The organism is Bradyrhizobium sp. Ghvi, from assembly GCF_900115265.1.
In the GTDB taxonomy this organism is placed as follows: Bacteria; Pseudomonadota; Alphaproteobacteria; order Rhizobiales; family Xanthobacteraceae; genus Bradyrhizobium.
On sequence record NZ_FOVU01000001.1, the window covers coordinates 1,090,475 to 1,113,426 of the forward strand.

23 protein-coding genes are annotated in these 22,952 nt (G+C 64.9%); 12 read left to right on the plus strand and 11 right to left on the minus strand.

The window, feature by feature from the left end:
• Positions 1-32: 32 nt before the first annotated feature.
• From BM374_RS05095 to dnaK, 8 genes are all read right to left on the minus strand, one after another.
• Positions 33-656, minus strand: coding sequence for a 2,3-bisphosphoglycerate-dependent phosphoglycerate mutase (locus BM374_RS05095; protein WP_092289539.1), 624 nt, complete (start codon positions 654-656; stop codon positions 33-35).
• 27 nt (positions 657-683) lie between these two features.
• Entirely contained in the window at positions 684-1,502 is an 819-nt protein-coding gene (dapB, locus tag BM374_RS05100) for a 4-hydroxy-tetrahydrodipicolinate reductase (RefSeq protein WP_092289541.1), read from the minus strand.
• Positions 1,503-1,696: 194 nt separating this feature from the next.
• The gene (locus BM374_RS05105; protein ID WP_092289543.1) at positions 1,697-2,008 is read right to left on the minus strand and encodes a DUF1330 domain-containing protein; all 312 of its coding nucleotides are present in this window, start codon (positions 2,006-2,008) and stop codon (positions 1,697-1,699) included.
• Between the two features lie 20 nt (positions 2,009-2,028).
• Positions 2,029-2,739, minus strand: a complete 711-nt coding sequence (gene pyrF, locus BM374_RS05110; protein WP_092289545.1) for an orotidine-5'-phosphate decarboxylase — start codon at positions 2,737-2,739, stop codon at positions 2,029-2,031.
• Between the two features lie 6 nt (positions 2,740-2,745).
• A complete protein-coding gene (locus BM374_RS05115; RefSeq protein WP_092290245.1) occupies positions 2,746-3,324 on the minus strand; it encodes an NADPH-dependent FMN reductase in 579 nt (192 codons plus the stop codon).
• A gap of 57 nt (positions 3,325-3,381) precedes the next feature.
• Positions 3,382-3,981: a class I SAM-dependent methyltransferase gene (locus BM374_RS05120; protein ID WP_092289547.1), complete on the minus strand. Its 600-nt coding sequence runs from the start codon at positions 3,979-3,981 to the stop codon at positions 3,382-3,384.
• 88 nt (positions 3,982-4,069) lie between these two features.
• Positions 4,070-5,206, minus strand: coding sequence for a molecular chaperone DnaJ (gene dnaJ / locus BM374_RS05125; RefSeq protein WP_092289549.1), 1,137 nt, complete (start codon positions 5,204-5,206; stop codon positions 4,070-4,072).
• A gap of 245 nt (positions 5,207-5,451) precedes the next feature.
• Positions 5,452-7,353, minus strand: coding sequence for a molecular chaperone DnaK (dnaK, locus tag BM374_RS05135; RefSeq protein WP_092289553.1), 1,902 nt, complete (start codon positions 7,351-7,353; stop codon positions 5,452-5,454).
• Positions 7,354-7,750: 397 nt separating this feature from the next.
• Here dnaK and BM374_RS05140 point away from each other — a divergent pair, with 397 nt between their 5' ends.
• Both BM374_RS05140 and pncA read left to right on the plus strand, forming a co-directional pair.
• Entirely contained in the window at positions 7,751-8,689 is a 939-nt protein-coding gene (locus BM374_RS05140) for a hypothetical protein (protein WP_177248098.1), read from the plus strand.
• A gap of 175 nt (positions 8,690-8,864) precedes the next feature.
• Positions 8,865-9,587, plus strand: a complete 723-nt coding sequence (pncA, locus tag BM374_RS05145; RefSeq protein WP_092289557.1) for a bifunctional nicotinamidase/pyrazinamidase — start codon at positions 8,865-8,867, stop codon at positions 9,585-9,587.
• A gap of 114 nt (positions 9,588-9,701) precedes the next feature.
• On the opposite strand, the gene grpE is transcribed toward pncA, so the two are convergent.
• Positions 9,702-10,307 carry a nucleotide exchange factor GrpE gene (gene grpE, locus BM374_RS05150; RefSeq protein ID WP_092289559.1) on the minus strand — a complete coding sequence of 202 codons (606 nt, stop codon included), beginning with the start codon at positions 10,305-10,307 and terminating at the stop codon, positions 9,702-9,704.
• Between the two features lie 99 nt (positions 10,308-10,406).
• On the minus strand, positions 10,407-11,495 hold the full coding sequence (hrcA, locus tag BM374_RS05155; protein WP_092289561.1) for a heat-inducible transcriptional repressor HrcA: 1,089 nt from the start codon (positions 11,493-11,495) through the stop codon (positions 10,407-10,409).
• 168 nt (positions 11,496-11,663) lie between these two features.
• Here hrcA and rph point away from each other — a divergent pair, with 168 nt between their 5' ends.
• The 5 genes from rph (at position 11,664) to BM374_RS05180 (ending at position 16,209) form a co-directional block, all read left to right on the plus strand.
• Positions 11,664-12,377, plus strand: coding sequence for a ribonuclease PH (rph, locus tag BM374_RS05160; RefSeq protein ID WP_092289563.1), 714 nt, complete (start codon positions 11,664-11,666; stop codon positions 12,375-12,377).
• Positions 12,378-12,387: 10 nt separating this feature from the next.
• Positions 12,388-13,023, plus strand: coding sequence for an RdgB/HAM1 family non-canonical purine NTP pyrophosphatase (gene rdgB, locus BM374_RS05165; RefSeq protein ID WP_092289565.1), 636 nt, complete (start codon positions 12,388-12,390; stop codon positions 13,021-13,023).
• A complete protein-coding gene (gene hemW / locus BM374_RS05170) occupies positions 13,010-14,167 on the plus strand; it encodes a radical SAM family heme chaperone HemW (RefSeq protein ID WP_092289567.1) in 1,158 nt (385 codons plus the stop codon). The genes rdgB and hemW overlap by 14 nt, the downstream gene beginning before the upstream one ends.
• Before the next feature lie 96 nt (positions 14,168-14,263).
• Entirely contained in the window at positions 14,264-15,367 is a 1,104-nt protein-coding gene (locus BM374_RS05175; RefSeq protein WP_143270145.1) for an aminotransferase class I/II-fold pyridoxal phosphate-dependent enzyme, read from the plus strand.
• Positions 15,364-16,209 (plus strand): hypothetical protein, encoded by an 846-nt coding sequence (locus BM374_RS05180; RefSeq protein ID WP_092289572.1) that lies wholly within the window; start codon positions 15,364-15,366, stop codon positions 16,207-16,209. Before BM374_RS05175 ends, BM374_RS05180 begins: the two co-directional genes overlap by 4 nt.
• Positions 16,210-16,328: 119 nt before the next feature.
• Here the strand turns inward: BM374_RS05180 and BM374_RS05185 are convergent, their stop codons facing one another.
• On the minus strand, positions 16,329-17,561 hold the full coding sequence (locus tag BM374_RS05185) for a penicillin-binding protein activator (RefSeq protein WP_177248099.1): 1,233 nt from the start codon (positions 17,559-17,561) through the stop codon (positions 16,329-16,331).
• Positions 17,562-17,906: 345 nt separating this feature from the next.
• On the opposite strand from BM374_RS05185, the gene rsmI reads away from it, so the two are divergent.
• The 5 genes from rsmI (at position 17,907) to BM374_RS05210 (ending at position 22,929) form a co-directional block, all read left to right on the plus strand.
• Positions 17,907-18,857, plus strand: a complete 951-nt coding sequence (rsmI, locus tag BM374_RS05190) for a 16S rRNA (cytidine(1402)-2'-O)-methyltransferase (RefSeq protein ID WP_092289574.1) — start codon at positions 17,907-17,909, stop codon at positions 18,855-18,857.
• Positions 18,844-19,245: a YraN family protein gene (locus BM374_RS05195; RefSeq protein WP_092289576.1), complete on the plus strand. Its 402-nt coding sequence runs from the start codon at positions 18,844-18,846 to the stop codon at positions 19,243-19,245. The genes rsmI and BM374_RS05195 overlap by 14 nt, the downstream gene beginning before the upstream one ends.
• A 10-nt stretch (positions 19,246-19,255) precedes the next feature.
• Complete coding sequence (gene gshB, locus BM374_RS05200; protein WP_092289578.1) at positions 19,256-20,200, plus strand: glutathione synthase; 945 nt, start codon at positions 19,256-19,258, stop codon at positions 20,198-20,200.
• Positions 20,201-20,585: 385 nt separating this feature from the next.
• Positions 20,586-21,401, plus strand: coding sequence for a Flp pilus assembly protein CpaB (gene cpaB, locus BM374_RS05205; RefSeq protein ID WP_092289580.1), 816 nt, complete (start codon positions 20,586-20,588; stop codon positions 21,399-21,401).
• 10 nt (positions 21,402-21,411) lie between these two features.
• The gene (locus BM374_RS05210; protein ID WP_092289582.1) at positions 21,412-22,929 is read left to right on the plus strand and encodes a type II and III secretion system protein family protein; all 1,518 of its coding nucleotides are present in this window, start codon (positions 21,412-21,414) and stop codon (positions 22,927-22,929) included.
• The last annotated feature ends 23 nt before the right edge of the window (positions 22,930-22,952 follow it).

Below are 22,952 nucleotides of genomic sequence, written 5' to 3' on the forward strand. Positions count from 1 at the left end.
CTACTCGGCTAACCCACCCTACGAGACCGTCGTCAGCCCGCCAGATCCAGCTTCGAGGCGACCGTCGAATCCGCGTTCAGCCGGTAGATGATCGGCACGCCGGTCGCGAGCTCGCGCTTCAGAATGCCTTCGGGCGAGAGCTTTTCCAGCACCATGATCAGCGCGCGCAGCGAGTTGCCGTGGGCGGCCACCAGCGTGCGCTTGCCGTTGAGCACGCCCGGGAGAATCTCCTGCACGTAGTACGGCAACGCGCGCGCCAGCGTGTCCTTCAGGCTTTCGCCGCCGGGCGGTGGCACGTCGTAGGAGCGGCGCCAGACATGCACCTGCTCCTCGCCCCATTTCTTGCGGGCGTCGTCCTTGTTGAGACCGGAGAGATCGCCATAGTCGCGCTCGTTCAGCGCGAGATCCTTCGAAGTCGGCAGGCCCTGCTGGCCGAGCTCGGCGAGAATGAGATCGAGCGTGTGCTGCGCGCGCGTCAAGACCGAGGTGAAGGCGACGTCGAACACGAGCCCTTGTGCCTTGAGCTTGCGCCCGGCTTCCTGGGCTTCCTTGACGCCGAGCTCGGTGAGGTCAGGATCCTTCCAGCCGGTGAACAGGTTCTTCAGATTCCATTCGCTCTGGCCGTGGCGCACGAGCACGAGAAGACGTTCGCTCATTGACTGCTTTCCGTTCGCTATCTTCAGTTAGATGTCGGCGAGGCCGAGCACGTCGGCCATCGAGTAGTGCCCTGGCGCTTTGCCATGCGCCCACATCGCCGCCTTCAGCGCGCCATGGGCGAACAGCATGCGATCCTCCGCCTGATGCGACAGCGTCAGACGTTCGAACGGGCCGAGGAAAGTCACGCTGTGATCGCCGGCGACGGTACCGCCGCGCAAGGAGGCAAAGCCTATCGCGCCCGGCTTGCGCGCGCCGGTGATGCCGTCGCGGCCGCGCTCCGAATGCGCCTCGTCGAGCGGGATGCCGCGACCGCTCGCCGCCGCCTGGCCCAGCATCAGCGCGGTGCCGGAGGGCGCATCGACCTTCATGCGGTGATGGGATTCGACGATCTCGATGTCGAAGCTCTCGTCGAGCGCCTTGGCGACGCGCTTGACCACCGCGGCGAGCAGATTGACGCCGAGGCTCATATTGCCTGACTGCACCACGACCGCGCGGTTGGTGACACTCTTGATCACGGCATTGTCCGAGGCCGAAAGCCCGGTGGTGCCGATGACATGAACGAGGCCACGCTCAGCCGCGATCGCGATATTGGCGATGGTCGCGGCCGGCACGGTGAAATCCAGGATGCCGTCGGCGTCCTTCGACATCGCCCAGAGGTCGGCGGAGAGCTTGATGCCATTGGCCGGCAGGCCCGCGAGCACGCCGGCATCCTTGCCGAGCAGCTCCGAACCCGGCGCCTCCAGGGCGCCCGCCAGCACCGCACCTTTGCTCTCGGCAATCGCCCGTACCAGCGCGCGGCCCATCCGGCCGCCGGCTCCGGCTACAATCAAGCGCATGTCTGACATGATGTGATCCTCTCAGCTGCGTTGTAGCGGCGGGATGCAGTTCCGGCAACCGAGGGGGACTGGTGAGGGCGATTCCACGTTCACCGTCATTCCGGGATGGTCCGAAGGACCAGGCCCGGAATCTCGAGATTGTCAGGTGCGCAATTGCGCACCATAGTTCGGCTCTGCGAGCCGCCCCGGAATGACAGCGGGCCTCAACCGTCCTGCGGCTGCGGGCCGTCATAGCCCTCGATGATGATGAGGTCGGCGATCGAGTGCGGCTGCCGCACCTTGATGTTGGCCTGGTATTCCGGCGAGTTGTAGCAGGCGATCGCGGTCTGGTAGTCCGGGAATTCGATGACGACGTTGCGGGTGCGGCTGGCGCCCTCGACGGTGGTGAACTTGCCGGCGCGAACGACGAAGCGACCGCCCCACTTCTTGAAAATGGGACCGTTGGCGATGGCATAGGGCTTGTAGCCCTCGTCATTGCTGACATCGACGCGGCCGATCCAGTAGCCTTTTGCCATTGTTCTTCTCCTTGTGTTGGTTAGGCAAGTGCCCGGGCGATCTCGGCCTGGATGGCGTCAGCCGCAGCCTTGGGGTCAGCAGCTTCCACCACAGGACGCCCGACGACGAGATAATCGGCGCCCGCGCTGATCGCGCGACCCGGTGTCATGATGCGCTTCTGATCGCCGGTTGCCGAGCCCGCCGGACGAATACCGGGCGTGACCAGAGCCATCTGGTGGCCGATGATCTTGCGCAAGGCTCCGGCTTCTTCGGGCGAGGACACCAGCCCTTCGATGCCGAGCACCTGCGCCTGCTGCGCGCGCGCTTCGACAAGCTCGGAAACGCCGAGCCGGAAGCCTGCCGCGTGCAGATCGTCGTCATTGTAGGAGGTCAGCACCGTCACGGCGAGGAGCTTCAGCTTGGAGCTGCCGCGCCCTTCGACGGCGCCCTTCATGGTCTGCGGATAGGCATGCACGGTGAGGAAGGTCGCGCCTGATTTGGTGATGCTCTCGACGCCCTGCGCGACCGTGTTGCCGATGTCGTGCAGCTTGAGATCGAGAAAGACTTTCTTGCCGCTGTCCGCAAGCTTTGCCACCAGCGGCAGCCCACCGGCATAAGCGAGGCGATAGCCGATCTTGTAGAAGGTGACGCTGTCGCCGAGCCTGGTGACCATCGCCTCCGCGGCCTCAACATTCGGTAGGTCGAGCGCGACGATCAGGCGGTCCTTCGGGGCGATTTCGGCTGGCGTCATGTCACCTCACATCATGCGTTGGGAAATGTCGATCAACTGCCGCACCAGCTCTTTCAGCGCCGCGATATCGCCCTCGTTCTTCAACCTGTCCATATCGTCATAGGCCTGGTCGGCAAAAGCGAGCGTGAGCTGGCTGGCGATCACATTGGCGTGGCAGGAGGTCAGGATCAGGCGCAATGCCTGGAGTGCGCGGGCGGCACCTAACCGGCTCTGCGACGCACCGGCAAGCGCGAAGGCGCGGTTGCGGAACACGTCGCCGCGCGCCTCATGCAGGTCGTGCACGCGGCTGACCCAGTCGATCGCATTCTTCAGCAGCGGCGGCACCGAGGCGTTGTACTCGGGCGAAACGATCAGCACGCCATGATGCGCACCGATCATGCGCTTCAGATTGATCGCATTTTTGGGCACGCCGGATTTGGCCTGGAGATCGCCGTCATAGATCGGCAGCGGAAAATCGGCGAGCGAGATGCGGGTGATTTCGACGCCGGCCCGGGCGAATTCATACGCAGCAACCGCCGCCAGCTTCACGTTGTGCGAGCCGGTGCGGAGCGAACCAGGAATGATCAGGATTTTCGGGGCTGACATCCAATCCAATGCGTTCGGCGAAACGACCCCGCCGCGCATGGAAGAAAGCCGGCGGAATTAGTCCTTGCGATACACCCAGACGCGGGCCGGCGGAAGGTTCATCCAGATCCGTTCCGAGGCCTCTGTGGACACGCCGGGCAGCGATTTCGGGATCGGCGGCACCACCGCATAGGTGAATTGGACGAAGGGCGCGCCGGGCGCGAGCGCCGTGAAGGCATCGCGGATCAGCCGCAGCCGCGTCAGCATGGGTTTCGTGACCAGCGGCAGGCCGGAGACGACGGCGCTTGCCGGCGCGCTCAGGACATTCCAGAGCGTGTCGCGCAGACGGTAGGCATCGCCCTGCACCACCTTGGCCTGCGGATAGCGGTCGCGCAGCAGGGCGCAGAAGCCGGGATTGTATTCGACGAGGACGAGGCGCTTCTGGTCGATGCCGCGCTCGATCAGTGCCGAGGTAATGGCACCCGTGCCTGGCCCGAGTTCAACCACGGGCGCGTCCGAATCGGGATCGACATAGTGGGCCATGGTCCGCGCCAGCAGCTTGCCTGACGGCATCACCGCGCCCATATGCAGCGGCTTTTCGATCCACGACCTGAGAAAACGCACCTCGTCATCAAGACGGGGCTTCTTCAACGCACGCGCGGACGATGGCAATGGCATGTCAGGACCGGACGGGACCGCGCGACTGCGGCGTGTCAGAAAATGGTCATAAAGACGTATAGGCCGAAGGCGATACGGTCAAGCCGGGTCAGTTCGCCCGATTACCGAAGAAATCCTTGACCTTGGCGAAGAAGCCCTCGGATTCCGGCTGGGTGTTGCCGGAGGAGAGTTTTTCGAACTCGGCCAACAATTCCTGCTGCTTCTTGGTGAGGTTCTGCGGGGTCTCGACCACGACCTGGACGTACATGTCGCCCATCTGGCGCGAGCGCAGCACCGGCATACCCTTTGATGCAATGCGGAAACGGCGCGCCGACTGGGTTCCGGCAGGGACTTTCACCTTGGCCTTGCCCTTGTCGATGGTCGGCACCTCGAATTCGCCGCCGAGCGCGGCGGTGACCATCGAGATCGGCACGCGGCAATGCAGATCGGCGCCGTCGCGCTGGAAGAACTGGTGCTGGGCGAGCGACAGGAAGATGTAGAGGTCGCCGGGCGGCCCGCCGCGGACGCCGGCCTCGCCTTCGCCGGCGAGCCTGATCCTGGTGCCGTCCTCGACGCCCTGGGGAATGTTGACCGACAGCGTGCGCTCGCGGGTGACACGGCCCTGGCCCGAGCAGGACGGGCAGGCGTCCTCGATCATCTGGCCGCGGCCCTGGCAGCCGGGGCAAGTCCGCTCGAGGGTGAAGAAGCCCTGCGACTGGCGCACCCGGCCGGCGCCGCCGCAGGTCGAGCAGGTCTTGGGCTTGGTACCGGCCTTGGCGCCGATGCCGGAGCAGGCCTCGCAGGTGACCGAGACCGGAATCTCGATCTGCGCGGTCTTGCCGCCAAATGCTTCCTCGAGGGTGATTTCCATGTTGTAGCGCAAATCGGCGCCACGCTCGCGGCCGCCGCGGCCGCGTTGCCCGGCCATGCCGAACAGGTCTTCGAAGATGTCGGAGAAGGAGGAGGCGAAGCCCGCGCCGAAACCGGCACCACCGCCGCCGGGACCACCCTGCTCGAACGCGGCATGGCCAAAACGATCATAGGCCGCACGCTTGTCCTTGTCCTTGAGGACCTCGTAGGCCTCGTTGATTTCCTTGAACTTGACCTCGCTGGTCGCATCCCCGGGATTGCGGTCGGGATGGAATTTCATCGCCAGCTTGCGGAACGATGACTTCAGCTTGCTCTCGTCGGCCGTGCGTTCGACTTCGAGGGTTTCGTAGTAGCAGCGCTTGGTGGACGTGGACATGTCTGACTCAGGTCTATCCGATCGCGATTCAAGTCGGGGCGAAACACCGTCGCCACGCGACGATATAGGCAGCCTTCCGCATTTCCGCAGAGGGCTGCATGGCAGTGTTGAGCATAGCGGCTGGGAATTGATCGATCGTAACGGGCCGATCACCCGTCAATCCCGACACGAAAGCCTCCCCCGTCACGGGGGAGGCCAGAGAAGCGTGTCGGGTCCAAGCCGTCCGCATCACACCCTCGCGGGCTTTAAGCGGACTTCTTGTTGTTCTTGTCGTCGTCGACCTCGGTGAATTCGGCGTCGACAACGTCATCCTTCGCAGCGTCCTTGGCCGCATCGGCCTCGGCCTGCTGCTTGTACATGGCCTCGCCGAGCTTCATCGAAGCCTGCGCCAGCGTGTTGGTCTTGGCCTTGATCGCCTCGGCATCGCTGCCCTTCAGCGCTTCCTTGAGGTCGCTGACGGCATCCTCGATGGCGCGGCGCTCGGTCTCGGAGACCTTCGAACCGTGCTCGGCGAGCGCCTTCTCGGTGGAGTGCACCAGCGCGTCGGCATGGTTCTTGGCATCGACCGCCTCGCGGCGCTGCTTGTCGGCCGCGGCATTGGCCTCGGCGTCCTTGACCATCTTGTCGATATCGGCTTCCGACAGACCGCCCGAGGCCTGGATGCGGATCTGCTGCTCCTTGCCAGTGGCCTTGTCCTTGGCCGAGACGTTGACGATGCCATTGGCGTCGATGTCGAAGGTCACCTCGATCTGCGGCATGCCGCGCGGGGCCGGCGGGATGCCCATCAGGTCGAACTGGCCGAGCATCTTGTTGTCGGCCGCCATCTCACGCTCGCCCTGGAAGACGCGGATGGTGACGGCATTCTGATTGTCTTCAGCCGTCGAGAACACCTGGCTCTTCTTGGTCGGGATCGTGGTGTTGCGGTCGATGATGCGGGTGAACACGCCGCCCAACGTCTCGATGCCCAGCGACAGCGGGGTCACGTCGAGCAGCAGCACGTCCTTGACGTCGCCCTGGAGCACGCCGGCCTGGATCGCGGCGCCGATCGCCACGACTTCGTCCGGGTTGACGCCCTTGTGCGGCTCCTTGCCGAACAGCTGCTTCACGACTTCCTGGACCTTCGGCATACGCGACATGCCGCCGACCAGCACGACTTCGCCGATCTCACCGGCGGTGACGCCGGCGTCCTTCAGCGCCTTGCGGCAGGGCTCGACGGTCTTCTGGATGAGGTCGTCGACCAGCGCCTCGAACTTGGCGCGGGTGAGCTTCATCGTCAGATGCTTCGGGCCGGTCTGGTCCGCGGTGATGAAGGGCAGGTTGATCTCGGTCTGCGTCGTCGAGGACAGCTCGATCTTGGCCTTTTCAGCGGCTTCCTTCAGGCGCTGCAACGCGAGCTTGTCGTTGCGCAGGTTGATGCCCTGCTCCTTCTGGAATTCGTCGGCGAGATAGCCGACGAGGCGCATGTCGAAATCTTCGCCGCCGAGGAAGGTGTCGCCGTTGGTCGACTTCACCTCGAACACGCCGTCGCCGATTTCGAGAATGGAGATATCGAACGTGCCGCCGCCGAGATCGTACACGGCGATGGTGCCGGCCTTGGTCTTGTCGAGGCCATAGGCGAGCGCGGCCGCGGTCGGCTCGTTGATGATGCGCAGAACTTCAAGGCCCGCGATCTTGCCGGCGTCCTTGGTCGCCTGGCGCTGGGCGTCGTTGAAGTAGGCGGGAACGGTGATGACGGCCTGGTCGACCTTCTGGCCGAGATGAGCTTCCGCGGTTTCCTTCATCTTCTGCAGGATGAAAGCGGAGACCTGCGAGGGCGAGTAGGTCTGGCCGTCGGCCTCGACCCAGGCGTCGCCGTTGGAAGCCTTCACGATCTTGTACGGAACGAGCTTCTTGTCCTTCTCGACCATCGGGTCGTCGTAGCGGCGGCCGATGAGGCGCTTCACTGCGAAGAAGGTGCGCTCGGGATTGGTAACGGCCTGGCGCTTGGCCGGCTGGCCGACGAGGCGCTCGCCGTCATCAGTCACGGCGACGATCGAAGGCGTCGTGCGCATGCCTTCGGAATTCTCGATGACTTTGGCGTTCTTGCCATCCATCACGGCGACGCACGAATTCGTGGTGCCGAGGTCGATCCCAATGACCTTTCCCATGGTCCTGATATCCTTCTTTTTACGGCAGGTTGGTTGGGCCCAGAAGGCACCCAATCCGAAACCCCCTAAGATCAAACATTCGCGATATTGCGATGGTTGAGGCTCATATAGGAGGGGGGGAGGGGCCCGCAAGGACCGGACGCAAGTTTGGACCGTGAAAACATTGGGTTTTGGAAGATCATATCCGGGCTCGACCGCCCTTGCGGGTGAGGAATTATTAACAGGTTCAGACTCCGGCCGCCCCTGCCGCCGGTAGCCGGCCCGACCCTGTTACCCGAGCGCCAAACCCGCTAAAAGGCGGCCGGCCGGACAGTCTCGCCATGGGGCTGCTTCGCGCGACAAAGCGGCCCAATCGCCGACCATCGTACGGCCTCAATGTGAACCAATCAGAGTGCCCATGAAGCTGATCCGCCCCCTCGCCGCGCTCGCTCTCCTCGCCGCCTCCACATTTCCGGCACTCGCTGCCGACGCCGTCTACCCGCCGGGCCTGCGCCTCGGCATGGTGCCGCTGGTCGGCCTCAGCAAGGCCAAGTCTTTCCCGGGCTTCGAGAACGAGGACGGCAGCGTCAAGGTGCTGATTACCGAGCTGCCGCCGGCGGCTTACGGCGAGGTCGTGGCCGCCTTCAACGCCAATCCGGCCGGCACCAACGGCGTCAAGCCGGACAAGCTCGAGACATCGGCGGGTCTTGCCTATTTCACCGCCGAGAGCGGCAAGGCCGGCACCACCCCGGTGAAGCGCTATTCGATGATCGTGCCGGGCATCGGCTTCTCCGGCTATGTCGCGGTGCAGGTCCCCGAGAACGCCTCGAAGATCTACACCGACGAGGCGGTTAAGCAGATGTTTGCGACCGCCACCATCCGCAAGGAGGTGTCGGCCGACGAGCAGATCGGGCTGTTGCCGTTTAAGATCACCGATCTCGCCGGCTTCAAGGACATCCGTACGCTGGTGCCGGGCTCCAGCATCATCCTGGCCGACGGCAATGAGAGCGCAGGCTATGAATCCAAGCCGTTCATGATCCTCGGCCTGATCGGCGCCACCCCGCAAGCCGCCGACGACCGCGCCCGCTTCGCCCAGGAGGCGGCGCTCCAGATCCCGGGCTTGCGCGAATCCAAGATCACCATGTCGGAGCCGATCCGCATCAACAGCCAGCCGGGATTCGAGACCCGGATCGACGGCGTCAGCGGCAAGGACAAGACGGCGGTGACGGTGGTGCAGTGGATCCGCTTCGGGGGCGGCACCTCGCTGCGCATCATCGCCAGCGCCCCGCGCGATCAATGGTCAGACGCCTTCACCCGCTTCCGCGCCGTGCGCGACGGTATCCAGCCGAAGGGGTAGGCACATCCGCAAGGGCGGTGCGCCCCCGCCTGCGGGATCGCAAGCAGGAGAGGTGCACCGAACGCGCCGCGAGCAGCCTAACCCCTCACCAGAGCCGGCTGCATTTTCAGGCTTTCGTTCGTACACGAACGGAACTAGGCTTGCCCCCTGGATCATCCTTGCAGGGAGGCGGACGATGCTTAATCGACGACAGATCTTGGCCGCGCTGGGAACGACCGCGCTTGCGAGCCTCGCTCCATCGGCACTTTTCGCAGCAGCCGCAATCAAGCCGGACGACACCTCCGCGCTGCTCGTGATCGACGTGCAAAACTGCTTCCTGCCCGGCGGCAGCCTCGCCGTGAAGGAAGGCGAGCAGGTCGTGCCTGTGATCAACAAGATCGCGAAGGGCTTCGCGAACGTCGTGATGACGCAGGACTGGCACACGCCCGGCCACGTCTCGTTCGCCTCAGTCCATGCCGGCAAGAAGCCGTTCGAGACTATCGATCTGCCTTATGGAAAGCAGGTGCTGTGGCCGGACCATTGCGTGCAGGGCACCGACGGCGCCTCGCTCTCGAAGGACCTCTCGATTCCGCAGGCCGAGCTCATCATCCGCAAGGGCTTTCACAAGGACGTCGACAGCTATTCGGCCTTCCTCGAAGCCGATGGCAAGACAACGACAGGCCTCGCCGCCTATCTGAAGTCCCGCAAGATCAAACGCCTGTTCGTTGCGGGTCTCGCAACCGACTTCTGCGTCGCCTGGACCGCGCTCGATGCGCGCAAGGCGGGGTTCGAGGTCTATGTCGTGGAAGACGCCTGTCGCGGCATCGACAATCAGGGCTCACTGGCAAAAGCCTGGGCCGATATGGCCAAGGCCGGCGTGAAACGGATTCAGTCGAGCGATATCGCGGTCAGCGCGTAAGAGCGTCACACGCCGTCATTCCGGGGCGGCTCGTAGAGCCGAACCCGGAATCTCCAGATTCCGGGGTTCGATGCTTTGCATCGCCCCGGAATGACAGCAAAGCGCTGACGCTGCTCAGTTCGCTTCGTTGTTGTTGGCCGCGGGCGCGGGTTTTGCGCCGCCCTTGGCGACACCGACCAGCGCCGGGCGCAGCACGCGCTCGCCGATGGTGTAACCGGCCTGCATGACCTGGACGACGGTGCCTGCGGGCACCGAGGCGTCCGGCACTTCGTACATCGCCTGCTGGAAGTTCGGATCGAACTTCTGGCCCTGCGGATCGAACTTCTTCACGCCGTGCTTTTCCAGTGCATTGAGCAGCGAGCGCTCGGTGAGCTCGACGCCCTCGATCAGTCCCTTCAGGCCGGCATCGGCATTGGCGCGCGCTTCCGCCGGAACGGCGTCGAGGGCGCGCTGGAGATTGTCGGCGATGTCGAGCACGTCGCGGGCAAAGCCGGTGACGCCGTAGAGCTTGGAGTCGGCGACCTCCTTGGCGGTGCGCTTGCGCAAATTCTCCATCTCGGCCAGCGTCCGCAGCATGCGGTCACGCGCTTCGGCGGCTTCCTTCTGCAACAGCTCGACCGAACCCGGCTCGGGATCGTCGGGCATGATGTAGGGTTTCGACACTACGGGCTCGCCGGTCGGCGCGGCCGTGTCTTCGGGTTGCCGGGTTGGATCGGTCATCGGCTGCTTCTCGAACTCGTCTCAAGGGGAGGTTTTCTGGCCCGGATATCGTGCTTCGGGCGCTGAAAATCAAGCGCCCGTGATCGGCTCAAATGCTGGTCAGCCCCCCAGGAGGCGGCTGACGATGCGGGCGGCATAGTCCACCGTCGGGATCACACGGGCATAATTCAGCCGCGTGGGCCCGATTACACCCAAAACGCCGACGATACGGCCGGCGGCATCCCGATACGGGGAGATGATGGTGGAGGAGCCCGACAGGGAGAACAGCTTGTTCTCGCTGCCGATGAAAATCCGCACGCCCTCGGCGGTTTCGGCGCGCCCGAGCAGGTCGATCACGCCGCGCTTGGTCTCGAGATCGTCGAACAGCAGCCTGACACGCTCGAGGTCCTCCAGTGCGTGCAGGTCTTCCAGCAAATTGGCGTGACCGCGGACGATGAGTTGACGGTCCTCGCTCTCGCCGCCCGACCAGCTGGCAATGCCGGCGGAAATTACCTTTTGCGCAAGCTGATCGAGCTCGGCACGGGCCTCTGCAAGCGCGGTCTCCAGCTCGAGCCGCGCCTCGGCCAGGGTGCGGCCGCGGATCCGCGCGTTCAGGAAATTGCCGGCTTCGGTGATGGCCGAGGAGGGAACTCCGGGCGGCAGCGCCAGCACGCGGTTTTCGACCTGACCGTCCTCACCGACCAGGATCACCAAGGCCTTTTCGGGTTCCAGCCGGACAAATTCGATGTGCTTCAGCCGCGCATTGGATTTCGGCGTCAGCACCACAGCGGCCGCACGGGTGAGGCCCGAGAGCCGGGTCAGGGCCTGATCGAGCGCTGCTTCGACAGAGTGAGCCTCCCCGACCGACGTGAGCTGGCTCTGGATCGACTGCCGTTCGGCCTCATTAAGGTCGCCGACCTGCATCAGTGCATCGACGAAGAAGCGCAGGCCGAGTTCCGTCGGCAGCCGGCCGGCCGAGGTATGTGGGGCATAGATCAGGCCGAGCTGTTCCAGATCGGCCATGACATTGCGGACCGAGGCTGGCGACAGCGGCATGGCGATCAGCCGCGAAATGTTGCGCGAGCCGACCGGCTCGCCGGTCGCGAGGTAACTTTCGACAATTTGACGAAAGATGTCGCGGGAACGCTCGTTGAGCTGGGCGAGGCCTGCGTGCGGCGCGATCAGATGGATCGGATCGTGATGGGCCACAGACGGTAACTCCTCTCAGATGCTCATAATTTGTCTATCCAGGACGGTTCTGACAAGCGTGGCGTTTGCGGGGTGGATATCAGGGGTGAAAAAGCCTTGCCGCATACCCTCGCCCCACCTACAAGCACCGCGAATAGCCTAACCCTCGCGAATTTTGGAGGATTTCCCATGCGGCCAAGCCGCCGTGCGCCCGACGAATTGCGCCCCGTGACGCTGGAGCGCGGCGTGGTCAAATATGCGGAAGGCTCCTGCCTCGTGAAATTCGGCGACACCCATGTGCTGGTCACCGCCACGCTGGAAGACCGCTTGCCGCCATGGCTGAAGGGCCAGGGCCGCGGCTGGGTCACCGCCGAATACGGCATGCTGCCGCGCGCGACCTCCGAACGCACCCGCCGCGAAGCGGCCGCAGGCAAGCAAAGCGGCCGCACCGTCGAGATCCAGCGCCTGATCGGCCGCTCGCTTCGCGCCATTGTCGATCTCGAAGCGCTCGGTGAGCGCCAGATCACGGTCGATTGCGACGTGCTGCAGGCCGACGGCGGCACCCGCACGGCCTCGATCACCGGCGCCTGGGTCGCGCTCGCCGACTGCATCGCCTGGATGAAGGCGCGCAACATGGTCAAGACCAATGTGATGCGCGACAACGTCGCCGCGATCTCCTGCGGCATCTATAACGGCACGCCGGTCCTGGATCTCGACTATGCCGAGGATTCCGAAGCCGAGACCGACGCCAATTTCGTCATGACAGGCGATGGCCGCATCATCGAGGTGCAGGGCACGGCGGAGCGCGAGCCGTTCACCCAGGACGAGTTCCTGAAGCTGATCGCCCTGGCGCAGAAGGGCATCGGCCGTTTGGTTGACTTGCAGAAACTGGCCGTCGCGTAGTCAATAGACCATGCACCGCCGAATCACCGGAAAGCTCGTCATCGCGACCCACAATCCCGGCAAGCTCGCCGAGATGAAGGAGCTGCTTGCGCCGCATGGCGTTGCGGCGGTGTCGGCCGGCGAACTCGGCCTTCCCGAGCCCGAAGAAACCGGCAACGACTTCCGCAGCAATGCCGCGATCAAGGCGATTGCAGCGGCAAAGGCGACGAAACTTCCCGCCTTCGCCGACGATTCCGGCATCGTGGTCGACGCGCTCGACGGTGCGCCCGGCATCTACAGCGCGCGGTGGGCCGGGCCGCAGAAGGATTTCGCCGCAGCGATGGCGCAGATCGAGCGCCTGTTGCAGGAGCGCGGCGCGACCACGCCGGACCGCCGCAGAGCCCATTTCGTCTCCGCGCTCTGCGTCGCCTGGCCCGACGATCATCTCGAGGAGGTCGAGGCCCGTGTCGACGGCACGCTGGTGTGGCCACCGCGCGGCACATCCGGCTTCGGCTACGATCCGATGTTCCTCCCCGACGGCCACACCCGCACCTTCGGCGAGATGGAAAGCATCGAGAAGCATGGCCTGCCGCCGCTTGGCCTTGGCCTGTCGCATCGCGCCCGCGCCTTCGTGAAACTGGCGGAGATCTGCCTTGAGCCGCGCTAACAAGGATGCGTTCGGCGTTTACGTGCACTGGCCGTTCTGCCTGTCGAAGTGCCCGTATTGCGACTTCAACAGCCATGTCCGGCATGCCGCGATCGACGAGGCGCGATTTGCGAGTGCGTTCGCCCGCGAGATCGCAACCACGGCCGAGCGCGCGCCCGGCCGCGAAGTGACCTCGATCTTCCTCGGCGGCGGCACACCGTCGCTGATGCAACCGGCGACCGTCGGCGCCGTGCTCGATGCGATCGGCAAGCACTGGAGCGTCGCCAATGACGTCGAAGTGACGCTCGAGGCGAACCCCACCAGCGTCGAAGCCACGCGTTTCGCAGGCTATCGTGCTGCCGGCGTCAATCGCGTCTCGCTCGGCGTGCAGGCGCTCGACGATGTCTCGCTGAAAGCTTTGGGCCGCATGCACAGTGCGCGGGAAGCGCTCGATGCCGTTGCCATCGCGCGCCGCTCGTTCGAGCGCTACTCGTTCGACCTGATCTACGCCCGCCCCGACCAGACGCCCGCAATGTGGGCCGATGAGCTGCGCCTCGCCATCGATGAAGCCGCCGAGCATCTGTCGCTCTATCAGCTCACCATCGAGGAAGGCACGCCGTTTTACGGCCTGCATCAGGCCGGCAAATTGAAGACGCCGGACGAAGCGGTCGCGCGCGCGCTCTACGACGTCACGCAAGAGACCTGCGACAAGCTCGGCCTGCCCGCTTACGAGATTTCCAACCACGCGCGGCGTGGCGCCGAATGCCGGCACAATCTGGTGTACTGGCGCGGCGAGGAATATGCCGGCATCGGTCCTGGCGCGCATGGCCGCCTCGATATCGACGGGGTGCGCCATGCCACTGCCACCGAGAAGCGTCCCGAAGCCTGGCTGATGCGCGTCGAAAGCAGCGGCGACGGCATCGTCACCGACGATCTCCTCAACAGCGAAGAGCGCGCCGACGAATTCTTGCTGATGGGATTGCGTCTGGCCGAAGGCATCGACCCCGAGCGCTACAAGACGCTGTCGGGCCGCCCGCTCGATCCCAAACGCATCGCGATGCTGCGCGAAGAAGGCGCGATCACGGTCGATGCAACGGGCCGTCTGCGCGTGACCAGCAGCGGATTTCCGGTGCTGGACGCGGTGGTCGCGGATCTCGCGGCGTAAAGGCTTTGATAAGCGAACTGCCGGGATTTTCCAGCGGCTGATCCTGTGCCGTGCTAGATTGGCTCGCGCGTTATCCTGCCCCGCCACCGGACGGCCATGAACGAGCGAGCCCCTCTCCCTCCAATTCACGATCCCGAACTCGACCGGCGCGTGAAGGATGCCGGCGCGAGCAAGACGGTCTACGCCCTCGTCATGCCGGAGACGGAAGCTGCGAAGCACGCAATCCTCGGCAACTGCCCGGCGTCACCGGATGCCGCGCGGCGACAATATCTCGAGCAATTCCGCGACGCCTGGACCGGCAAGCAGTTTGCGCTTCATGAAGCCTTCCTCGCACGCTGGATGGCATGGGCTGACCCGGTGGTTGCGCTTTCGCCGGCCGGATTTCCCTGGCGCTATCCCACGGCCGGCGGCAGCGAAGCCCTGTTTCATGTCATAGCTGCCTATGGCAACCGCGCGCGCAGCGAGCGATTCGAGCCCGAAATCCATGTCTTCTCTGGCGAGTACGAGGGCTACAAGGCCTATGCCGAGGCATGCAGGATAACAGCCGTCGAGCACGACCGCGCCGATTGGGAAAAGGTCGGACGTTCGCTTCCGCCAACCGCGCTGTTCTGTATCAGCCAGCCCTCTGCGATCGACGGCGATGTCTGGCCGCAGGCAAACGCGTTCTTCGAGCTGCTATCGGCCGGCGCCGCAAAACCCCGCGTGCTGCTCGACGTCACCTATATCGGGAGTATTGCCGAAGCGCCCGGATCGCGCATTGCGGCGGACAGTCCCGCGGTGCAGGCCGTAGCCTTCAGCCTCTCCAAACCGTTCGGGGTCTATTACGACCGCATCGGCGGCATCTTCTGCCGTGAGGCCATGCCGTCGCTGTTCGGCAATCAATGGTTCAAGAACCTTACCTCGCTGCAGCTCGGTCTCGCGCTGATCGAGCGTCATGACGTCTACGACCTGGCGCGCCGCTACAAGCATGTCCAGCGCGAGGCTGCCACGGAAGTCGGCCACCGGCTCGGCATCGCGCTCACGCCGAGTGACGTCACGATCCTTGCGCGGGCATCCCGGTCTGACACCCTGGACCCCGCGCTCGCCGCCTTCCTGCGGAGACCCGCGAACAATGCGCAGGCGGGCTTGCGCGTTTGTCTCACACCCGCCATGGCGCAAATGATCGGCACCGCCGGTCCGATCCCCGGAGGCGCATCTTGAAGAATCTCGTCGCGCTGACCTACCCCCAAGACATCCATCGCCATGTGCACGGCTTGTGGCGATGCGAGCCGATCCGCGACTCGCACGCCAATGGCGGCTTCATCCACGACATTGTCGAACAATTCGCGAGCTTGCCGCGCTTGTTTTGCGACACCACCAATGACCGGCTCGAACGCGCTCATTTCTGCTCGTGGTGGGGCGTGTCGATGAACCGGACCTACGACAATCCCGCGATCGAGGATCTCTACCGTCTGCACGAGATGTTTCATTCGGCCTTCATGCCGTACTTTCCGGGTATCGGCTTCGATGCCTTTCATCGCAAGATGGAAGACAACGAACTGAAGGCGAGCGTCTGTTCGGAGATTCGCGTCTATTTCGAGCTGCCGCATTTGCGCGAGCTTGCGTTCGAGCACCCCATCTATGCCGACCGCTTCCTCTCCGACAGCTCGATGCAGACGCTCTGGCAGAGGAACAAGCCGGTCGCGATCGAAACGCTGCAGGAAGCGCGCCGCGACGTGATGTTCTCCAAGCCCGAGCATGAGATGGACCTGGCCGAGCGCTGGATCAGGCGCTTTGCCCTGCAAAACCGTCAGTGGTCGACGTGCTGGTACGATCGCTACCTCGATATCGAGCAGCACATGTACGAATTCCAGATCCGTGCCCTGCAGGGCGACCGCTCTGGCGCCATGGCGGAGCACATCGGCTGGATCGAAGCGCAAGCCGGCGAGGATACCGACGATCATATTCCTTATCGCCAGGAAGCCGCTCTGTTCGCAAACATCTATTGGAGCAATCGGCGCCGTTACGAGGCGCAGGTCCCGGCCGTGGCCAAGCCAGGATAGATTGGTAGGCGAGGCCCGCTAGGGCATGATCCGGAAAAGTGTGAAGCGCTTTTCCGAAAAGATCATGTTCAAGCAAAGAGCCAAAGCGCGATGACGATTCAACCCAATCTCATCGCGCTTTACGCCCCAAAACTCTTCGGCGAGCCCGCGACCGCGACACCGCCGCCCGTCGTTACCTTCATCACCGCGAGCCCACGTTCATTGGTGCCGTCGGCACGGAAGCGGAACAGGCCGTCAATGCCGGCGAAGCCGGAAGGGTTGGTGAGCACGTCGGAAGAGAAGCGCGTGGTGCCCTGCGTGCGCGCGAGCGCGGCGACGAGAGCGACCGCGTCATAGGCGAGCGTCGCGGTACGGATCGGCTCGGCGCCGTATTTGGTGCGGTAGCGGCCGGAGAAGGCGCGGAAGCCGGCCGGATCGGGCGCGGCGTAAAGGCCGCCTTGCAGCGCCGGGCTCGCATACACGCGCGGATTGTCCCACAGGCCGGTGCCGAGCATCTGGATGTTGCGCAGATTCGCGCCCGCCGCGGTCATCGCATCCGCGACCGCGACGACGGCATCGCCATCATCGGCAATGAACAGCGCATCCGCGCCGCCGAGCTGCTGCGCCACTGATCGCGCCGGCGTGGCGCGATCGGCGCCGTATTTCTCGAACGCGACGATGCGTCCGCCGCGCCGCGGCACGGCGGCTTTCACCGTCGCCTCGACCACGTTGCCATAGGCATTGTCGGGCACCAGCACGGCGACCGAGCGCTTCCCGATGCCGGCGGAATATTCGACGATGCGGTTGACGTCGGACTCCGGCAGGAAGCTCAAGAGGTAGACACCACGGCCGGCGATGCTCGAATCGGTCGAGAACGCGATCACCGAGATGCCGCGCGTGCGTGCGACCTGCGCCACCGCCGGCACCGATTGTGCGAACAGCGGCCCCAGAATGATCTCGGCGCCTTCGTCGACCGCCTGCTGCGCGCCCGCTTGCGCGCCTTGCGGGCTGCCATTGTCGTCCTTGATCAGGAGCTGGATGTTCGGGTTCTGGAACTCGGCCAGCGCCATCTCGGCGGCGTTGCGCATGGATTGCGCGGCAAGCCCGGCATTGCCGGCGGCCGAGAGCGGCAGGATCACGGCAACCTTCACCCCGCCGGTGCCGGCGGTGGTGGCCTGCTGCGGTGGGCCGGCGGGCTGGGCCGGCGGGGAGGAACTTGAGAACGGACTGGAAAACTGGCTGAGACTCTGCTGTACGCCGGCGCAAGCCGAGAGCAGGGGCGTGCCGAGCAGCAGGCCCAGCGCGCTTCGCCGGGTCGCCCCCGATATCAGGGGCCCCTGAACGGGGGACTTTGGATGAGGCGGGCCCTGCATGGCAGCTTCTCTTCTGACCGGCCGTTGCCAGCCCGTCACAACACTCTCGACTCTTGCCGCGACACAAGCCGCGGATTCAGGCATATTGTCGGCAAATAGTTAACCAAAACAAAAGGATAATGACCGCTGAAGGCAGCGTACCTCACGTCCTGGCCAGCCATTCGCCGTCCCTTACGCAGCATCAAGGCGGCCTTTCCGCCGCCAATATGGCGTGAGCGCTTCATTCCCTCTCGAATGCGATCCCGGATGGATCACATTCCGTCCTTCCTCGCCCCTTGCCTCAGCACGATCTTTTTCGAAGGACCGGTTCCCAGCCTTCCAGATCGTGCCTAAGTTGACCCCATTATGCGCGCAAAGCCGGCCCCGATAAATACGCCTGAAGCTCAAGACGCCGCCGCGCGCGGCTTCTCGATCGACGCCCATCGCATCACGGTGCCGAAGGCCGCGCCGGGCCTCCACCTGATCGCAACCCCCATTGGCAATCTCGGCGACATCACGCTGCGAGCGCTGCAGACCCTCGCCGGCGTCGACGTCATCGCCTGCGAGGACACGCGCATCACGCGCCGCCTGACCGAGCGCTACGCCATCGCGGCGCAGCTGAAGCAATACCACGAGCACAATGCAGAAGCCGCGCGGCCACGAATCCTGGAAGCGCTTGCGGCAGGCGGTTCGGTCGCGCTGGTCTCGGATGCCGGGACGCCGCTGATCTCCGATCCCGGCTTCAAGCTGGTGCGCGAGGTCTGCGCTGCCGGCCACGCCGTCTATGCGCTGCCCGGTCCGTCCTCGGTGCTGGCCGCGCTGTCGGTGGCGGCGCTCCCGACGGATCGTTTCTTCTTCGAGGGCTTTTTGCCGGCGAAGTCGGCGGCGCGGAGATCGCGCCTTGCGGAACTCGCGCGCATCGATGCCACGCTGGTGATGTTCGAATCCGGCAACCGCGTGCAGGAAACGCTGGCCGAGCTCGCCGAGATCATGGGCGCGCGCGAGGCCGCGATCTGCCGCGAGCTGACGAAACTCCACGAGGAGATTTCGCGCGCAACCGTGAACGAATTGGCGCGCGATGCTGCTGGCCTCGAAACACGCGGCGAGTTCGTGCTGGTGATCGGCCCGCCCGCCGCCGGCGCCGAGGTGCTGACTTCAGGTGCGCTGGACAATCTGCTGCGCGAGCAGCTGTCGGCGCATAGCGTCAAGGATGCCGTGGCGCATGCGGTCGCGCTCTCGGGCCGGCCGCGCCGTGAGGTCTATGCCCGCGCACTCGAGCTCGCAAAAGACCTGCGGGGCGGCGATGGCGAAGACTGAGGTCCCGGCGGAACCGAAAATCGCCTCGCCCGAGCGCGTTGCCGCGTTCCGGACCGGCATTTCCGCCGAGAGCCGCGCCGCCGCCTACCTCATGGCCAAGGGCTACCGCATCCTCGCAAAACGCTACCGCACCCCACATGGCGAGATCGACCTCGTGGCGCGGCGCCGCAACCTGATCGCCTTCGTCGAGGTCAAGGCGCGCGCCAGCCTCGACGAGGCCGCCTATGCGGTGACCCCGCGCCAGCAGCAACGCATCATCAATGCCGCGCAGGGCTGGCTTGTTGCGCATCCCGAGCATGCGGAATTCGAATTGCGATTCGACGCCATGCTGATTGCGCCGCGCTCGCTTCCACGCCATGTGTTGGCGGCATTCGACGCCTCGACCTGAAAGGCAGACCATGAAACTGAACGTTGCCGTCCAGATGGACCCCATCGCCCGCATCAATATCAAGGGCGATTCCACCTTCGCCCTGCTGCTGGAGGCGCAGAAGCGCGGCCATGGCCTGTCTTATTACACACCCGATAAGCTTTCGATGGTCGGCGAGGAGATCGTTGCACCCGTGCAGCCGCTGACCGTGCGCGACGAGGCCGGCGATCATTTCACCTTGGGCGAACCCAAGCGCGAGGCGCTGAACGACTTTGACGTGGTGCTGCTGCGCCAGGATCCGCCGTTCGACCTCGCTTACATCACCTCGACGCACCTGCTCGAGCGCATCCATCCGAAAACGCTCGTCGTCAACGATCCGGCTTCGGTGCGCAATGCGCCGGAAAAGCTGTTCGTGATGAACTTTCCGCAGCTGATGCCGCCGACGCTGATCTCGCGCGACCTCGACGAGATCAACGCGTTCCGCGACAAGTACGGCGCCGTGGTGATGAAGCCGCTGCACGGCCATGGCGGCGCCGCGGTGTTCCGCGTGATGCCTCAGGACATGAATTTCGGCTCGCTGTTCGACATGTTCTCGGTCACCTTCAAGGAAGCCTGGGTGATCCAGCAGTTCATCCCCGAGGTGAAGCATGGTGACAAGCGCATCATCCTCGTGAACGGGGAGTTCGCCGGCGCTGTGAACCGCGTGCCCGCGACCGACGACCTCCGCTCCAACATGGTGCGCGGCGGTGCCGCGCAGGAGACCGAGCTGACGCCACGCGAGCGCGAGATCTGCGCCACTGTCGGCCCTGCGCTGCGCGAGCGCGGCCTCTTGTTCGTCGGCATCGACGTCATCAACGGCAACCTCACCGAGATCAACGTGACCTCGCCCACCGGCATCCGCGCCATCGCGCGGCTCGGCGGCCCTGACGTTGCGGCCAAAATCTGGGACGTGATCGAGCAGAAGCGGGCGAAGTAAAAGTTGTTGTGACCCGTCACCCCCGCGCAAGGGCGAGGCCGTTGTCGCTGGAGGGGGCCGGTTCTTCAGCGGCCCTCGAAGGGCGACGGACCACCGGCATCGTCGCGGCGCGACGCCGTGACATCGCGACGTCTCGCCGCCCCTTCCTAACCACCCGTTCACCATGACGCCCCGGCGCCTCGTTCGAACGCAGCAGCGCACCTGCGTGAAACTACGGGGCCGCTGGCCGACCGAATAACGCGACGTTCACCATCCGCCTAAAACGCGGGCCGTCGCCGCTCATCGCATTCGGGCTCGCAACACCCCTTATACCTTTGCTCCCTACTCATCGATGCGGGGGAACCCGCCACGTGCGGTCCGAGTGCCCCGCGTATGAGTAAAGCGTATGAACACCGCACGCATTGTCGTTCTCGTCATCGCACTGGGCGCCGGCGGCGTCGCTGCGTATCTGGCGAGCAGCTACGACAACAAGCCCGCGCCCGTTGTCCCGGTGGCCGAGAAGCTGCCGACGGTCGAGGTGCTCGTCGCCAAATCCGACATCCAGCTCGGCCAGGCCGTAAAGGCGGAGGATCTGCAATGGCAGACCTGGCCGCAAGCGACCGCCAGCAGCGCCTTCATCCGCCGCGACTCCAGGCCCGACGCGCAGACCCAGATCGCCGGCTCGATCGCACGCGTGCCTTTGATGCAGGGCGAGCCGATCCGCGAGCAGAAGCTGGTGAAGGCCGACGGCTCCGGCTTCATGGCCGCGATCCTGCCGTCAGGCATGCGGGCCGTGTCCACCGAAATTTCAGCCGAGACCGGAGCCGGCGGCTTCATCCTGCCGAATGACCGCGTCGACATCGTGCTGACGCGGCGCCTGAAGACTCCCGATACCAACGGCCCGACCGCGGGCAACGACCTGGTCGTCTCGGAAATCGTCCTGACCAACATCCGGGTGCTCGCGATCGATCAGGCGCCGAAGGAAAAGGACGGCCAGAACGCCGTGGTCGGCAAGACCGTCACGCTCGAGCTCCGGCCCGACCAGGTCGCGACGCTCTCGCAGGCGCGGCAGAGCGGCACACTCGCGCTCGCGCTGCGCAGCATCGCCGATGCCAACGCAAGTGAGGGTTCAGCCGAAGACCTCGCGCTCAAGCAGCCTCAGAACGGCGTCAACGTGATCCGCTACGGCGTCCAGGCAAGACAACTAACGTCACAGAAGTGATGGGGACAGCATGAACTACGGGGAATATCGGACGGGCCTGCGCATTCGGGGGAAGCGCGCCGGCTCGTTCTGGGCGGGGGTGATGCTGATGCTGGGGCTGGTCGCGGCCCCGGACTGGGTCCGGGCTGCCGATGCGCCGGTCGGAGACCAGGCGCCGATGCAGGCGCCGGACCTCGGTGTATCGCCGGTTGCGAGCATCGCGCCGGCAAGGACGCGCTTCCTGTCGCTCGGCGTCGGCAAGTCGGTCGTCATCGACCTGCCGCGCGAGGTGAAGGACGTGCTGGTGGCCGATCCCAAGATCGCCAACGCCGTGATCCGCTCGTCGCAGCGCGCCTATATCATCGGCGCCCAGGTCGGCCAGACCAACGTGGTGTTCTTCACCGCCGACGGCCAGCAGGTTGCCTCCTACGACATCGCGGTGAAGCGCGATCTCAACGGCATGCGCGCGGCGCTGCGCCAGTCGATGCCCGGCGTGCAGATCGAGGGCGTGGGCGACAGCGTCATGCTGACCGGCTCGGTGTCGAGCCCGGTCGAGGCCCAGCAGGCCGGCGACGTCGCCGCAAAGCTGGTCGGCAGCGCGGACAAGGTCGTCAACAACATCGTCGTGCGCGGCCGCGATCAGGTGATGCTGAAGGTTGTCGTCGGTGAAGTCCGCCGCGACATCGTCAAGCAGCTCGGCGTCGACCTCAGTGCCAGCCTCAACGCTGGCACCGCAGTGGTGAATTTCAACAACTCCAATCCGTTCTCGGTCTCCGGCGGCCCGCTCGTCAGCAGCAATGGCCTCGGCGTCACCAGTTTCGCCAAGGGCGTCGCCACCGTCAACGCGACGATGCGCGCGATGGAAACCGCGGGCGTGATGCGGACGCTGGCCGAGCCGAGCCTGACCGCGATCTCGGGTGAATCCGCGACGTTCGTCGCCGGCGGCGAATTCCCGATCCCCGGAGGCTACGCCTGCGACCCGGTCACGCACGTTTGTACCACCCAGGTCACCTACAAGAAGTTCGGCATCTCCCTGAACTTCACTCCGGTCGTGCTCAGCGAAGGCCGCATCAGCCTGCGCGTGATGACCGAAGTCTCCGAGCTTTCGAATACGAACGCGATCACCTTGACGCAGGCGGTCTCCGCGAACACGAACAACTCGATCACGATCCCCTCGGTCCAGACCCGCCGCGCCGAAACCACGCTGGAAATCCCTTCGGGTGGTTCGATGGCCATGGCTGGCCTGATCCAGCAGCAGACCAAGCAGGCGATCAACGGTCTGCCCGGGCTCGACCAGGTGCCGATCCTCGGCGCGCTGTTCCGCAGCCAGGATTTCGTCAACAACGAGACCGAGCTGATGGTCATCGTGACGCCCTACGTGGTGCGCGCGGTCGCCCAGAAGGAATTGTCGCGGCCCGACGACGGCTTCGCGCCGTCCTCGGATGCGCAATCGGCGCTGCTCGGCCGCATGAACCGCCTCTACGGCATCGCGCGCCGCATCGATCCGATCGACGGCGTCAGCGGCGATTTCGGCTTCATCATCGACTGACACGAACGGTTTGGGGACCGGGA

Excerpts from the sequence above, each read along its gene's own strand:
- BM374_RS05095 (WP_092289539.1), bottom strand. The coding sequence starts at position 656 with ATGAGCGAACGTCTTCTCGTGCTCGTGCGCCACGGCCAGAGCGAATGG.
- dapB (WP_092289541.1), bottom strand. The coding sequence starts at position 1,502 with ATGTCAGACATGCGCTTGATTGTAGCCGGAGCCGGCGGCCGGATGGGC.
- BM374_RS05105 (WP_092289543.1), bottom strand. The coding sequence starts at position 2,008 with ATGGCAAAAGGCTACTGGATCGGCCGCGTCGATGTCAGCAATGACGAG.
- pyrF (WP_092289545.1), bottom strand. The coding sequence starts at position 2,739 with ATGACGCCAGCCGAAATCGCCCCGAAGGACCGCCTGATCGTCGCGCTC.
- BM374_RS05115 (WP_092290245.1), bottom strand. The coding sequence starts at position 3,324 with ATGTCAGCCCCGAAAATCCTGATCATTCCTGGTTCGCTCCGCACCGGC.
- BM374_RS05120 (WP_092289547.1), bottom strand. The coding sequence starts at position 3,981 with ATGCCATTGCCATCGTCCGCGCGTGCGTTGAAGAAGCCCCGTCTTGAT.
- dnaJ (WP_092289549.1), bottom strand. The coding sequence starts at position 5,206 with ATGTCCACGTCCACCAAGCGCTGCTACTACGAAACCCTCGAAGTCGAA.
- dnaK (WP_092289553.1), bottom strand. The coding sequence starts at position 7,353 with ATGGGAAAGGTCATTGGGATCGACCTCGGCACCACGAATTCGTGCGTC.
- BM374_RS05140 (WP_177248098.1), top strand. The coding sequence starts at position 7,751 with ATGAAGCTGATCCGCCCCCTCGCCGCGCTCGCTCTCCTCGCCGCCTCC.
- pncA (WP_092289557.1), top strand. The coding sequence starts at position 8,865 with ATGCTTAATCGACGACAGATCTTGGCCGCGCTGGGAACGACCGCGCTT.
- grpE (WP_092289559.1), bottom strand. The coding sequence starts at position 10,307 with ATGACCGATCCAACCCGGCAACCCGAAGACACGGCCGCGCCGACCGGC.
- rph (WP_092289563.1), top strand. The coding sequence starts at position 11,664 with ATGCGGCCAAGCCGCCGTGCGCCCGACGAATTGCGCCCCGTGACGCTG.
- rdgB (WP_092289565.1), top strand. The coding sequence starts at position 12,388 with ATGCACCGCCGAATCACCGGAAAGCTCGTCATCGCGACCCACAATCCC.
- BM374_RS05175 (WP_143270145.1), top strand. The coding sequence starts at position 14,264 with ATGAACGAGCGAGCCCCTCTCCCTCCAATTCACGATCCCGAACTCGAC.
- BM374_RS05185 (WP_177248099.1), bottom strand. The coding sequence starts at position 17,561 with ATGCAGGGCCCGCCTCATCCAAAGTCCCCCGTTCAGGGGCCCCTGATA.
- rsmI (WP_092289574.1), top strand. The coding sequence starts at position 17,907 with ATGCGCGCAAAGCCGGCCCCGATAAATACGCCTGAAGCTCAAGACGCC.
- BM374_RS05195 (WP_092289576.1), top strand. The coding sequence starts at position 18,844 with ATGGCGAAGACTGAGGTCCCGGCGGAACCGAAAATCGCCTCGCCCGAG.
- gshB (WP_092289578.1), top strand. The coding sequence starts at position 19,256 with ATGAAACTGAACGTTGCCGTCCAGATGGACCCCATCGCCCGCATCAAT.
- cpaB (WP_092289580.1), top strand. The coding sequence starts at position 20,586 with ATGAACACCGCACGCATTGTCGTTCTCGTCATCGCACTGGGCGCCGGC.
- BM374_RS05210 (WP_092289582.1), top strand. The coding sequence starts at position 21,412 with ATGAACTACGGGGAATATCGGACGGGCCTGCGCATTCGGGGGAAGCGC.